The organism is Brevibacillus sp. FSL L8-0520 (assembly GCF_037963895.1).
In the GTDB taxonomy this organism is placed as follows: Bacteria; Bacillota; Bacilli; order Brevibacillales; family Brevibacillaceae; genus Brevibacillus; species Brevibacillus borstelensis.
The window spans coordinates 2027852-2040456 of sequence record NZ_CP150171.1; the positions used below are offsets into that span (position 1 = coordinate 2027852).

Below are 12605 nucleotides of genomic sequence, written 5' to 3' on the forward strand. Positions count from 1 at the left end.
TTATGTTATCCCGTAGGACAATCAGACCGAAGAACCGGGGAGAGAACCGATAAATTCTCTGCAAAGGCGACTCAAAGACGAGGCAGCGCGAGTCACGATCTGGTGCTTTACGCCAGGGACAGCAACCAGTTTGGCTTTGGGCAGATGTTTTTCCAGAAGCTCGCCGTACGGATGCATGTGCTTGTCCTGCTGGCCGTATACGAGCAGCACAGGCTGCTTGATCTCATGCAACCGCTCTGTACAGCGATAGTGATGTCCGATCCTGTACAGGTGATGAAGAGTTTTGGCGTCCGTACGGCTGGCATGCTTTATCCACTGTTCTTTATCTGCCTGCTTGTCCAGGTGTGAGGAAGCCGTCGAGCGGGCTAGCAAGCTCACTCCTCCCAGCTTGGCAATGGCTTCGGCCAAATAAAAGCGGGAGTGCAGGTACAGCTCATTCACCTCGGAAAAACCGCTGATAAGTACAAGGCCCGCGATGGAATCTGGATGGCGCAGGCACCAATCCAGTGCGAGAGAAGCACCTTGGGAATAGCCCATTACGACGACTCGTTTATGTCCAAGAGCATGAATCATCTCCTCCAGCGTCTCGCTAAGATCGGCCATCGTAAAGGGGACAAAGAGCGGTTGACTCGCTCCGTGACCGGGAAGATCAGGCAGGATGAGTTGAAAGTGCTCGGCCAACCCGTGCAAACGGGAAAAGTTGATCATCCCGATGCCAGGTGCATGGATACATACAAGCGGCTGGCCGCTGCCGTAAAGCTGAACAGCCAGCCTGGAGCTATTTGCAGTTGGAACGATTGTATTTTCGCTCATTTTTCATTCACCTCCCCTTTATCCTGTCCTTACCTGTGCATAGTTTTTTCGTCCGTTCGCTTCTTTTTTTGGCAAGGAAATGGTATCCTCGCAGTATGATACCCAAAGAAAGGCGGTTGACCCGTTTGTATCAAGAACGCATTCAGCGCATTCTTGCTTATTTGCAAAAGCAAGGGATAGACGCTGCTTTGATTACACTGCCTAAGCACGTTTACTACCTGACAGGCTTTTTGACCGAGCCGCACGAACGTTTCATGGGCCTGGTTATTCCGGCCGCTGGAGAACCTTCCTTGATCGTTCCGGCACTGGACCGGGAAGCAGCCGCAGAAGCGTCAGGCATCAAACAAATCTTGACCCATACGGATACCGATAACCCGTATGAAGTGTTGAAACAAGCGCTTCCTTCCGGATTAAACAAGCTCGGGCTGGAAAAAAGCCATATGACCCTAGATCGTTTCGAAGCGATGAGTGCACTCGTCTCTGCCGGAAGCTATGTCGATATCGAAGAGCCTCTCAGAGAGATGCGCCTGATCAAGACAGCCGATGAAGTGGCAAGGATCAAACACGCAGTCAAGCTGGTCGAAGACGCTCTTGATGAAACTGTGAAAAAAGTAAAGCCGGGTGTGACCGAGACGGAGTTAGTTGCCGAGCTGGAATACCAGATGAAGCGCCTCGGAGCGGAGGGACCTTCTTTCGCTTCGATGGTGTTGGCCGGTGAAAAGTCGGCGCTTCCTCATGGCAATCCGGGAGACCGGGACGTACGGGAAGGCGAACTGCTGCTGTTTGATATTGGCGTTTCCGCTGATGGCTACGTATCTGATATTACCCGCACTTTTGCGGTTGGAGATATCAGCGATCAGCTTCGGGACATCTACGCGACCGTTCTGGCAGCGAACGAAGCGGCTATCGCAGAGGTCCGTCCGGGCGTAACCTTCGCCCATCTCGATCAAACGGCGCGCGGTGTGATTGAAGCCAAAGGATACGGAGAGTACTTTATGCACCGTCTTGGCCACGGACTCGGCATGGATGTTCATGAGTACCCGTCCGTCCATGGGCAAAACCAGGAGGAGCTGCGTCCAGGCATGGTCTTTACCATCGAACCGGGTGTCTATGTTCCCGGGGTAGGCGGCGTACGCATTGAAGACGACGTGCTCGTCACGGAGGACGGATGCGAAGTGCTGACCCGCTATCCGAAAGAATTAACGGTAATCGGAAAAGGCTGATGCAACGGCGGAATCCCGATACGATCGGGAGGATCTCACGCAATCGCCGATCAACTGAATACATACGCTTTATGGTGTGAACCGGGTAGTCTCTTGTACCCGGCCACTTAAAAGGGAAGTTCGGTGAAAACCCGACGCGGTCCCGCCACTGTAAAGGGGAGTGTCCTTGCTGGTATCCACTGTTTCGCGGTCTAAACGCGAGATGGGAAGGGAGCAAGGCGTGATGATCCCAAGCCAGGAGACCTGCCAGAAAGCATACACGATCGACCCACGAGGATGGGGACAGTGTGACGAAGAAACGGCGCCAGACGCTATTGGTCTATCCTTTTGCCGTGTTTCTTTTGTCCGCTGCCCGCAAAGGCATCCCCCGGCAAGATCGGAGGATGTCTTTTCTTTTTGAAATACAGGGGTAAGCAAGTGCGATGAAACGCGAATGACAAAAGGAGGAAATAAGGATGAGAGCTTTCAACAAACGTCTTGGCTTTTTGTTTTTCGCCGGGGTTGCAGTTGTCCTGGCACTATCCGGATGCGGGGGAGCCGAGTCGAATTCGGCTGCAAACACTGTTGCCCCGACAAATGGCTCAACGCAATCAGCAGGAGGCGGAGAATCTGCAAATGCGGCGAATTCGACAAGTTCCTTGTCTCCTGTAACAATCGAAAACAATGGAAGAACCCTCACCTTTGCTGAAGCGCCGAGGAGAGCCGTATCACTCAGTCAGCATACTACCGAAATCATGCTCGCTCTGGGACTGGAAGACAAAATGGTCGGGACTGCTTATCTTGATGATCAGATTTTGCCTGAGCTTCAGGAGGCATATGCGAAGATTCCGGTGCTGTCCAAGCAGTACCCATCAAAGGAAGTCCTCCTTGCCGCTGAACCGGACTTTGTGTACGCTGGCTGGAAGAGCGCCTTTACCGACAAAGCGGTCGGGACTGTCGAGGATTTGGAGAAAATGGGCGTTCACGCTTATTTGCAGCAATCTTCCAATATGACAGCACCGGGTCTTGAGGATGTGTACGCCGACATCCAAAATATCGGGCGCATTTTCCGAGTCGAACCAAAAGCGAATGAACTGATCGAGAAGATGAAAACGGAGATCAGGCAAATCACCGATCACATCAAAGACGTGGCACGGCCGATTCCTGTGTTTGTCTATGACAGCGGAGAGGACAAGCCGTACACAGCTGCCAATAACTACATGACCAGGTTGATTGCGCTGGCAGGAGGCAAGAACATTTTCGACGATGTCCCGAAAGGATGGACAAGCGTAAGCTGGGAAGAGGTAGTCGCCCGCAAGCCGGAAGTGATCGTCATCGTTGATTACGGAGACAAAACCGTTGAACAAAAACGAAATCTGCTTTTGACAAAAAACGAATTGGCTGATCTGCCGGCCATTAAAAACAAGCGTATCGTCGTGCTGCCGCTCTCCGCAGCGGCTGAAGGAATTCGGGCGCCGTTCGCACTTAAAACTCTCGCGGAAGGACTTTATCCGGAGAAATTTTAACGGCAGGACCAATTCATTCCACGTTGGTTAGACCGGTCGATTTTTCCGAAGGAGTGAGAGTTGTGAAACGTACGATACTGGAGAGCTCGGCCGCCACGGATAGCCCCGGACGAAGGGTGATGAAAATCGCCAAGAGAGATATCAGGAGTTTCAGGGGCTGGTTTGCCTCAGTTCTGTTCGTGTTGATTCTGGTGTTGATCGCCAGTGCGACCCTGGCAGTCATGCTGGGCTCAGTGTCGATTCGGCCCGGCACGATCTGGAAAATTGCTTTTTCCCATATTCCGTTGATAGGAGAATGGATACAGGCGGATTGGTCAAAATCGGAAGAAACGATTATTTGGCAGATTCGCTTTCCGCGTGTCTTGCTTGCGGCAATCGTTGGCGCGGGCTTGTCAGTGGTCGGGGTGACCATACAGGCACTTGTAAGAAATTCGTTGGCGGATCCGTATTTGCTCGGGGTTTCCTCAGGTGCATCGGTAGGAGCGACACTGACAATTCTTTTCGGAGCATTCAGTCTATACGGACAGTATTCCCTGACCATTGGGGCTTTTACCGGATCGCTCCTGGCGATTGTCCTTGTTTTTGCGCTTTCGCGGCTTGGAGGGCAAAACTCGACCGTGCGCTTGTTGATGTCCGGCATTGCTGTTTCGGCTGTACTCTCGGCGATCACCAGCCTGATTATCTTTTCAGCTCCTAACGAGCATGGCATCCGTACAGTTTTGTTCTGGATGCAAGGTAGCCTCGCGGGAGCCAAATGGGAGTACCTGACCATTCCGGGCGTTGTGGTAGTGGCCGGGATGTTCGTGCTGATGACTTATTATCGCTCGCTCAATGCGATCATGATGGGAGAGGAAACCGCGAGGACGCTGGGAGTGAATACCGAACATTTCCGAAAAATGCTGCTCGTTATGACCGCGCTGCTCACAGGGGTCATCGTCTCGATCAGCGGGGCAATCGGCTTTGTCGGACTGATGATGCCGCATATTGTCCGCATCATTGTCGGCACCGATCACCGCCGCGTGCTTCCAGTCAGTGCGCTGCTGGGAGCAAGCTTTCTGATCTGGGCCGATGTCGTGGCCAGACTGGCATTCGCTCCTGAGGAATTGCCCATCGGTATCATTACATCGCTGTGCGGAGGGCCATTCTTTATTTGGCTCATGCTTCGAAGCTCGTATTCGTTTGGGGGTGGCGGAAGATGAATCTCATCGCCGAGCAAGTATCCGTCATGTTGGATGGAAAGGAAATCCTTGATCACGTCGACTTGCAGGCTAAGCCGGGAACATTCGTCGGCCTGATCGGTCCGAATGGAAGCGGAAAGTCGACTTTGCTAAAGAGCATCTACCGGGTCAGGAAGCCGGATGCGGGTCTTGTTACAGTAGATGGAGAAGACATCTATCAACTGTCGCCTCGGCAAACAGCGCAGCGAATGGCAGTTGTTCGTCAGGAAGGCACAGTTGAATTCGATTTCACCGTTAGAGAAATTGTTTTGATGGGCCGTTCTGCACATAAACGATTATTTCAGTCAGATACGGAAGAAGACTTTTCGCTCGTGGAAAGGGCGCTGGCTCGAACGGGTATGCAAGCCTTCGCAGAGCGCAGCTTTTTGTCCTTGTCCGGCGGCGAAAAACAGAGGGTATTAATCGCGCGGGCATTGGTGCAAGAGGCGAAGCTTCTTGTTTTGGACGAGCCGACGAACCATCTCGACATTCGCTACCAACTGCAAATTATGGACCTCCTGAAATCGCTCCGTCTGACCGTCCTCGCAGCGCTGCATGACCTGAATATTGCGGCGACATACTGCGACCGGATCTATGTGATCCAAGAAGGGCGGATTGCAGCCGCCGGCACACCGGAACAAGTGCTGAATCCCGAAATGCTCCGGGAAGTGTTCGGTGTCGAAACAGAAGTGTATGTTCATCCGAAGACAGGAAAGAAGCACATCGTATTTTTCTCCGGTATGGAAATGAGCGAGCAGCGGAAGGATGCGGAGGTGTCAACGGCCCTATGAGTGTTTATTCCTGCAAAGTATGCGGTTTTCGCTATGATGAGTGGCTCGGCGACAGTAAAAATGGCGTGCCGCCGGGGATTCCTTTTCAGCGTTTGACAGGCTCGGTTTGCTCTACCTGCGGCCTGTCGGGCGGAAGGCACGAGCGGCTCCCCAGTCCACCTTACAAAGGGCTGGAAGCAGCGTACTACGACCAGTTTGCGGGAAAGGCGGGCATACTTTTCTACCGCGGCTGGATACAAGCCTTCGACCGTCAGCCCGCAGTTCTGGAGCTGGGAGTAGGAACGGGAAGAATCGCCCTGGAATTGGCCAGGCAGGGTATTTCTGTCTGCGGGATCGATAACAGTCCCGACATGCTCGGGCTAGCGGAAAAGAAGAAGCGGCGGTTGGGGAAAGGCAGAGAACACCTGCTGGAGCTCATGGAACAAGAAGCGCTTCATTTGCAACTGGATCGCACCTTTACTCATGTGCTTTTGACCGAGGGGTTTCTCCAGCACTTTACGCTCCGCTCGGAACAAAGGCGGCTTCTACAGTTGATCAAGGAGCATCTAACCGAGGACGGTCTGGTAGCGATTGACCTCCTCTTGCCCCCTGCAGGTGAAAATTGGCAAACGGAACAGCGAAAATGGGTGTTTCCCGACAAGATGGTCTACCAACAGGTTCGGGGAGAAACGTCTTACGCACGCCAGCGATTCCGCTACTCTCTTGCCTATGCGACCTTTATCGACAGCGTGGAGCAGCCGCGCTACCGGGTGGACCGGGAAATGGCGCTGATGCTCCCGGGGGAGCTGGTCTTGCTGCTGGAGTCGGAGCAATTGGAGGTAACGGCGATGCACGAAAACTACATCATCGACTACCCGGCAGGCTATATCCATTCGGTTGAAGGTCTGTCTCTTGTCCATACTGTTCCATCATCGCCGGCGAGAGGCGACTATGATTTGGAAAAGTGGACGGAGGGCGGGTACCCATTTGCGGGCTTAAACGTGAGGACCAACGCGGATGTCTCGCGAATGACTCTGTTTGCTCGGAAAAAAACCTGTAACAAATAGCGGCTTCTTGCATCTAACAAGGTGAAACAGGAAGGAGGGCGCGTCTTCGTGGATAAGCTTCAGCAGACGCCAGAGGCTTCTTTGGATCGGCTCATGCAGGAATACGGGACGCGTGTCCTGCGACTGGTCACCTTGATGGTGAAGGACCGTGACCTGGCCGAAGACATTACGCAGGACGTATTTTTGAAGGTCTACCGCAACCTTTCCGGCTTTCGCGGAGAGAGCAGCATCCATACCTGGATCTACCGGATCGCCGTCAACGAATGCAAGGGCTATTTGCGGTCGTGGACGTTTCGAAATCTGTTTCCGCAAGCGTGGATACAAAAAAATGGCGAGGCGTCGACCGAAAATATCGTGCTGCAGCGAGCTGCCCGGGATGAGCTGGTCCGGCTTGTCTTGCTGCTTCCGCCACTCTATCGCCAGGCGGTAGCTCTCCACTATTATGGGGAAATGTCCATTGCGGAAGTGGCTGAGGTGCTAGGTGTGACCGAAGGGACTGTTCGGACGAGGCTTCATCGGGCGAGACAGCTGTTGAAAAAGGAAATGAATACCGGGGAGGGATGGGAATGGAACGAGACCAATGGCTGAAAGGATTGAAAGAGCGAGCCGATCGCAGCGTACTCCATGACGTCGTGTTCTCCCCGGAAATGGAAGAGAATATACGGCGAACGATCAAGCAGGAGGCAGGGCGAAAAAAAAGGACCTTTCCCCCGGGGCGATGGGGCCTTTGGGCCTCGGCAGCAGCCGCTGTCCTGCTGCTTGCTCTCGTAGGCACTGCGATAACCGGTGTAGGGCCGGGAGAACAAGCCCGGCAACCCGTTCAAGAGAAGCCTTGGCTACCCGCTACTATTGTGAATCCGCCCGATTTGTGGAAACCGTCGCCACGTTCAGATATACACAGCGAAAATCAGGTTTTCAGCTACCTCGGGGAGAAGCCTGTCCGCATCATGACAGATGAATTTGGGCTGTACGAGGATCAGGCACAGCGGATTTCATTTCTGTTGAACGGTTCATTTGGAAAAGAGGTGGAGCTGGTCGCCTACAGTACGGAGGGCAAGCGCATCAAGCTTGGTTCTTATGAAGTTCTGGGACCCCAGTATGATGCGGATGGCCATTTTTCGTCCAGCATTGCCCTTCCCGATCCGGGTGTCTGGAAGCTGCAGGTGCTCTCGGGCAGCGAGCATTTTGGGCAAGTGTTTGTTCAGGTCGAAAAAGGTGTCTCCCCCGAAAATCGGGAGTTTGTCACTCCGCTGATCACCGCGTATTTGCAAACGGCCCAGGGAAACCTGAGCTGGCTGGGAGCAGATCGCGATGTCCATATTGAACTGATCGGGGTAGAAACGCAAGCTCCGGAAAAGCGGCGTGTCTATGCTTGGGTAAGGATTGAAGGCAAGGCAGAGGAGGGGTCTCCGGGATTAAGCTGCCCGATGGTCCTGGACATCGCCTACGAACAGAAGAACGGCAAAGGCGGCGCCTACCGGGTAATCAGCCACAGTATGCCAGAGGACGGAAGCCGCTATCAACCAAGTCTAAAGAAGCTGTTTCCCGAGAAATATTTGCAGCGGTTAAGTGAAGGGAAGAAGCCTTAGCATTATACGCCGCACCTGCTTCAAATCCTGGTTCGGATCGGTCCTCGAAAAATCGTGGGAACCGCCTTATTCTCAATTGTTGCTCGCATAACCGCGCTTTGATATAATTGACGTTAGTGTATTTTTTCGGAACGCGGTCTGAAGGTGGACCAACAGGCGACGTTCAGATGGCGTGGGAGGGAACTGACAACACATGGATCGCCGTGAAAGACAAAAACGCATTCGCAATTTTTCCATTATCGCCCATATCGACCACGGGAAGTCAACCTTGGCTGACCGCATCCTGGAATTGACAGGAGCATTGTCAGAACGGGAGATGGAAGCGCAGTTTCTGGACTCGATGGATCTGGAAAGAGAGCGCGGCATTACGATCAAGCTGAATGCCGTGCAGTTAAAGTATAAAGCAGACGACGGGGAAGAGTATATTTTGCATTTGATCGACACCCCCGGACACGTCGACTTTACCTATGAAGTATCCCGCAGCCTTGCCGCTTGCGAAGGCGCCCTCTTGGTCGTCGACGCTGCCCAAGGCATCGAAGCGCAGACATTGGCCAACGTCTATCTGGCGCTGGACAACAATCTGGAGATTATTCCGGTAATCAACAAGATTGACCTGCCGAGCGCGGAACCAGAGCGGGTCAAACAGGAAGTAGAGGACGTCATTGGCCTGGATGCAAGCGAAGCCTGTCTGACTTCGGCAAAAGCAGGGATCGGGATCAAAGACGTGCTGGAGGCTGTCGTGCAAAAGGTGCCGGCTCCGGAAGGGGACCCCGACGCACCTCTGCAAGCTTTGATTTTTGACTCTTACTTTGATCCGTACCGCGGCGTAATCGCTTCCGTGAGGGTTGTAAACGGTACGCTGCGCAAAGGCATGAAAATCAAAATGATGGCGACAGGCAAAACCTTCGATGTAACCGAAGTGGGAGCATCGATGCCGCGTCAGACCCCGGTCGACGAACTGACTGTGGGTGATGTAGGGTATGTCGCCGCTTCGATCAAAACGGTAGGAGACACGAGGGTCGGTGATACGATTACCGACGCAGCTCGCCCGACGGCAGAACCGCTGCCAGGCTACCGGAAAATCAATCCAATGGTGTTCTGCGGTCTGTACCCGATCGACACCAGCGATTACAATGACTTGCGCGAGGCTTTGGAAAAGCTTCAGCTAAACGACGCGTCCCTGCAGTTCGAGCCGGAGACATCCCAGGCGCTTGGCTTCGGATTCCGTTGCGGATTCCTCGGTCTCTTGCATATGGAGATCATTCAGGAGCGGATTGAGCGGGAATTCAACATCGATCTGATCACGACCGCACCGAGCGTAATTTACCGGGTGACCATGACCAATGGCGAGGTCATCGAGATCGACAACCCGTCGAAAATGCCGGAAGTGCAGAAGATCGAAATGATCGAAGAGCCGTATGTGTCGGCTACCGTAATGGTGCCGAAGGATTACGTGGGCGATGTCATGCAGTTGTGCCAGGGCAAGCGCGGAGAATTTCTCGACATGCAGTACATGGGAGAAAATCGCGTGCAGCTGAAGTACGACATGCCGCTCTCGGAGATCGTGTACGACTTCTTTGATCTGCTGAAGTCAGGAACCAAAGGCTACGCCTCCTTTGACTATGAATTGGCAGGCTACAAGCCGTCCAAGCTTGTGAAAATGGACATTCTGTTGAACGGAGAAGTCGTGGATGCCCTGTCGTTTATCGTCCACCGCGACAGTGCCTACAACCGTGGCCGCATCATCTGCGAAAAGCTGAAGGAATTGATCCCGAGACAGCAATTCGAGGTGCCGATCCAGGCTGCGATCGGACACAAGGTTGTCGCGCGGGAGACGATCAGCGCCCTGCGCAAAAACGTCCTGGCCAAATGCTACGGCGGGGACATCAGCCGGAAGCGCAAACTCCTGGAAAAGCAAAAAGAAGGGAAAAAGCGCATGAAATCCGTCGGTTCCGTCGAGGTGCCGCAAGAAGCGTTCATGGCTGTTCTCCGGATGGACGACAAGAAATAGGCCGAAACAAACCGGTCTGCAGTTTGCAGATGTTGCAGAATACTAGACCTGACGGTGATGTCAGGTCTTTTGACTTTTCCAATAAAGGAGGGGAAGAATCTTGGCGCCCCAATCTGTTTATATCCACATTCCCTTTTGCACGAATAAATGCTATTACTGCGATTTCAACTCGTTTGTCACCAACAATCCGCAGTTGATTTGGGACTATCTGGACGCACTGGAAAAAGAGATGGAGCTGACCTTTGCCAAATGGCCAGTCCAACAAGTAAAAACGATTTTCGTCGGAGGCGGGACCCCGACGTTTCTCGATCAGGCGCAAATGCGCAGATTCCTCGAGATGGTTGAGAAGCATCTGGGACGGTATGCAGCGCCGGAACTGGAATTTTCGATGGAAGCAAATCCAGGGACGACGGACAAAGAGAAGCTGCGGTTGATGCGGGAGCTGGGAGTGAATCGGCTCAGCTTCGGGGTGCAATCGTTTGATGAAAGCCTGTTGAAGCGTTTGGGACGGATTCACGACGTGGGGCAGGTGTATCAGAGCATCGATAATGCCGTTGCGGCAGGGTTTGACAATTTGACGATTGATCTGATGTTCGGCTTGCCTGATCAAACAGAAGAGATATTCAGGGACACCCTGCAAAAAGCATTTCAATTGCCCACAACCCACTTCTCTGCATATAGTCTGAAAGTGGAGGAGAATACGCTCTTTCATACCTTGTACCAAAAGGATCAGCTGCCGCTTCCATCCGAAGAGACAGAGCTGAATATGTACCTGCTGCTGATCGAGGAAATGGAACGCCACGGCTATCATCAATACGAGATCAGCAACTTTGCCAAGCCAGGATTTGAAAGCAGGCACAACAAGACATACTGGCTTAATGAGGAGTATTACGGTTTGGGAGCGGGCGCGCACGGCTATGTCGATCATGAACGGCATGTCAATGCAGGGCCGCTGGCGATCTATTTGCAAATGTGCCGGGAAGGGTTGCCGCGTGTCGAACAGTTCGCGGTTTCGCCGAAAGAAGCGATGGAGGACCACATGATCATGGGGCTCAGGCTGCGCGAGGGCATCGATGCGGAACAGTTCAGCCGCCGTTTCGGAAAGACCATCATGGAAGAATACGGCCGTATCATAGAAGAAGAAGTAGCAAAAGGAATGCTCGAATGGAGTGACGGGCGGCTGCGCCTGACTCGCACGGCATTGCCGCTTGGGAATGAGGTATTCGCCCGCTTTTTGGGCGATTAGGCAGACAGGAAAAAGGGAAGTCGTTTCTGGGAAAACATTGACAAATTCCTCCCGTATTGATAACTTAATAAATAGATTTAGCACTCGATACATCTGAGTGCTAACAACAGGGAGGCGAAGGCAGCATGTTATCGGACCGCCAACGATTGATTCTCAATGCGATTGTCGATAATTACATTCATTCGGCCGAACCTGTAGGCTCCCGAACCATTTCCAAAAAAGATGGCATCGGCTTTAGTTCGGCGACGATTCGCAACGAAATGGCCGACTTGGAAGAGCTGGGGTATCTGGAACAGCCGCATACCTCGGCGGGAAGGGTGCCCTCCACCAAAGGGTATCGCTTTTACGTAGACAACCTGATCCAGCCGCATTTATTGAACGACCTGGAATTGGGAAAGCTGAAGCAGCTGTTTGCCGAGCGTATTCATCACTTTGAACAGGTGATCGAATACACCGCTCAAATTCTTTCTCATGTGACCAACTACACGGCTATCGTGCTCGGTCCGGAGATCTTTGAGCATCGGCTGAAACATATTCAAATCGTTCCCTTGAACGAAGAACAGGCAGTAGCCATCGTGGTGACCAATACTGGTCGTGTGGAAAACAAGCTGATCGATCTGCCAAAGGGCGTCCGGCCGCAGGAGATTGAAAAGCTGGTCAACATCTTGAACACCAAGCTGTCTGATGTTCCGCTGTGGCAGCTGCGGCAGCGCCTTTATCAGGAAATAGCAGGCGAGATGAGACGTCACGTAGAGCAGTACGAAGAGATGCTGCATATCCTGGAAGACTCTTTGACCCGGGAAGAAAAAGAACGCGTCTATTTGCGCGGAGCGACCAAGATCATGAACCAGCCGGAGTTTCGCGATGTCGATAAGGTGAAGGATATTCTTGAGCTTCTGGAGCGAAATGACCAGCTGATTCATTTGTTCGGAGCGCCCGCGGAAGGGCTGACTGTCCGGATCGGGCAGGAAAATCAGTTGGATGCCATCAAGCAGTGCAGCATCATTACGACATCCTATTCTTTGGGCGGAAAGCCTGTGGGGATGGTTGGAATACTTGGGCCTACCCGAATGGAATACAGCAAAGTCATCACCGTGTTGAATTACCTGGCGGAAGGTCTCTCGCAAATGCTGACATCAGAATTTGAGAAATAGGAATATGGGA

At 52.9% G+C, this 12605-nt stretch carries 12 protein-coding genes and 1 riboswitch; of the genes, 11 read left to right on the forward strand and 1 reads right to left on the reverse strand.

All coding sequences use genetic code 11. The features are described from left to right. Positions 1 to 21 precede the first annotated feature (21 nt). Positions 22 to 813 (reverse strand): alpha/beta hydrolase, encoded by a 792-nt coding sequence (locus NSQ24_RS10075; protein ID WP_024984583.1) that lies wholly within the window; start codon positions 811 to 813, stop codon positions 22 to 24. 125 nt (positions 814 to 938) lie between these two features. Here NSQ24_RS10075 and NSQ24_RS10080 point away from each other — a divergent pair, with 125 nt between their 5' ends. The 11 genes from NSQ24_RS10080 to hrcA all read left to right on the forward strand — a co-directional run bounded on the left by NSQ24_RS10080 (position 939) and on the right by hrcA (position 12595). Continuing rightward, positions 939 to 2036, forward strand: coding sequence for a Xaa-Pro peptidase family protein (locus NSQ24_RS10080; RefSeq protein ID WP_024984582.1), 1098 nt, complete (start codon positions 939 to 941; stop codon positions 2034 to 2036). 55 nt (positions 2037 to 2091) lie between these two features. Further along, positions 2092 to 2302: riboswitch (cobalamin riboswitch) on the forward strand. Positions 2303 to 2323: 21 nt separating this feature from the next. Then, positions 2324 to 2449: a hypothetical protein gene (locus NSQ24_RS10085; protein ID WP_264484490.1), complete on the forward strand. Its 126-nt coding sequence runs from the start codon at positions 2324 to 2326 to the stop codon at positions 2447 to 2449. 42 nt (positions 2450 to 2491) lie between these two features. Continuing rightward, positions 2492 to 3541 (forward strand): ABC transporter substrate-binding protein, encoded by a 1050-nt coding sequence (locus NSQ24_RS10090; protein WP_024984581.1) that lies wholly within the window; start codon positions 2492 to 2494, stop codon positions 3539 to 3541. A 119-nt stretch (positions 3542 to 3660) separates the two neighbouring features. After that, positions 3661 to 4740: an iron ABC transporter permease gene (locus NSQ24_RS10095; RefSeq protein WP_171506873.1), complete on the forward strand. Its 1080-nt coding sequence runs from the start codon at positions 3661 to 3663 to the stop codon at positions 4738 to 4740. Continuing rightward, positions 4737 to 5549, forward strand: a complete 813-nt coding sequence (locus NSQ24_RS10100) for a heme ABC transporter ATP-binding protein (protein WP_024984579.1) — start codon at positions 4737 to 4739, stop codon at positions 5547 to 5549. The genes NSQ24_RS10095 and NSQ24_RS10100 overlap by 4 nt, the downstream gene beginning before the upstream one ends. Continuing rightward, positions 5546 to 6595, forward strand: a complete 1050-nt coding sequence (locus tag NSQ24_RS10105) for a methyltransferase domain-containing protein (protein WP_122958860.1) — start codon at positions 5546 to 5548, stop codon at positions 6593 to 6595. Before NSQ24_RS10100 ends, NSQ24_RS10105 begins: the two co-directional genes overlap by 4 nt. A 48-nt stretch (positions 6596 to 6643) precedes the next feature. Further along, positions 6644 to 7183: a sigma-70 family RNA polymerase sigma factor gene (locus tag NSQ24_RS10110; RefSeq protein WP_003390690.1), complete on the forward strand. Its 540-nt coding sequence runs from the start codon at positions 6644 to 6646 to the stop codon at positions 7181 to 7183. Continuing rightward, positions 7162 to 8184 (forward strand): hypothetical protein, encoded by a 1023-nt coding sequence (locus NSQ24_RS10115; protein WP_122958861.1) that lies wholly within the window; start codon positions 7162 to 7164, stop codon positions 8182 to 8184. Before NSQ24_RS10110 ends, NSQ24_RS10115 begins: the two co-directional genes overlap by 22 nt. Before the next feature lie 193 nt (positions 8185 to 8377). After that, positions 8378 to 10195, forward strand: a complete 1818-nt coding sequence (gene lepA / locus NSQ24_RS10120; protein ID WP_003390686.1) for a translation elongation factor 4 — start codon at positions 8378 to 8380, stop codon at positions 10193 to 10195. 100 nt (positions 10196 to 10295) lie between these two features. Next, the gene (hemW, locus tag NSQ24_RS10125) at positions 10296 to 11441 is read left to right on the forward strand and encodes a radical SAM family heme chaperone HemW (RefSeq protein WP_003390684.1); all 1146 of its coding nucleotides are present in this window, start codon (positions 10296 to 10298) and stop codon (positions 11439 to 11441) included. Between the two features lie 125 nt (positions 11442 to 11566). Continuing rightward, positions 11567 to 12595 (forward strand): heat-inducible transcriptional repressor HrcA, encoded by a 1029-nt coding sequence (gene hrcA / locus NSQ24_RS10130; protein ID WP_003390682.1) that lies wholly within the window; start codon positions 11567 to 11569, stop codon positions 12593 to 12595. Positions 12596 to 12605 lie beyond the last annotated feature (10 nt).

Excerpts from the sequence above, each read along its gene's own strand:
- hrcA (WP_003390682.1), top strand. The coding sequence starts at position 11,567 with ATGTTATCGGACCGCCAACGATTGATTCTCAATGCGATTGTCGATAAT.
- NSQ24_RS10095 (WP_171506873.1), top strand. The coding sequence starts at position 3,661 with ATGAAAATCGCCAAGAGAGATATCAGGAGTTTCAGGGGCTGGTTTGCC.
- lepA (WP_003390686.1), top strand. The coding sequence starts at position 8,378 with ATGGATCGCCGTGAAAGACAAAAACGCATTCGCAATTTTTCCATTATC.
- NSQ24_RS10115 (WP_122958861.1), top strand. The coding sequence starts at position 7,162 with ATGGAACGAGACCAATGGCTGAAAGGATTGAAAGAGCGAGCCGATCGC.
- NSQ24_RS10105 (WP_122958860.1), top strand. The coding sequence starts at position 5,546 with ATGAGTGTTTATTCCTGCAAAGTATGCGGTTTTCGCTATGATGAGTGG.
- NSQ24_RS10090 (WP_024984581.1), top strand. The coding sequence starts at position 2,492 with ATGAGAGCTTTCAACAAACGTCTTGGCTTTTTGTTTTTCGCCGGGGTT.
- NSQ24_RS10075 (WP_024984583.1), bottom strand. The coding sequence starts at position 813 with ATGAGCGAAAATACAATCGTTCCAACTGCAAATAGCTCCAGGCTGGCT.
- NSQ24_RS10100 (WP_024984579.1), top strand. The coding sequence starts at position 4,737 with ATGAATCTCATCGCCGAGCAAGTATCCGTCATGTTGGATGGAAAGGAA.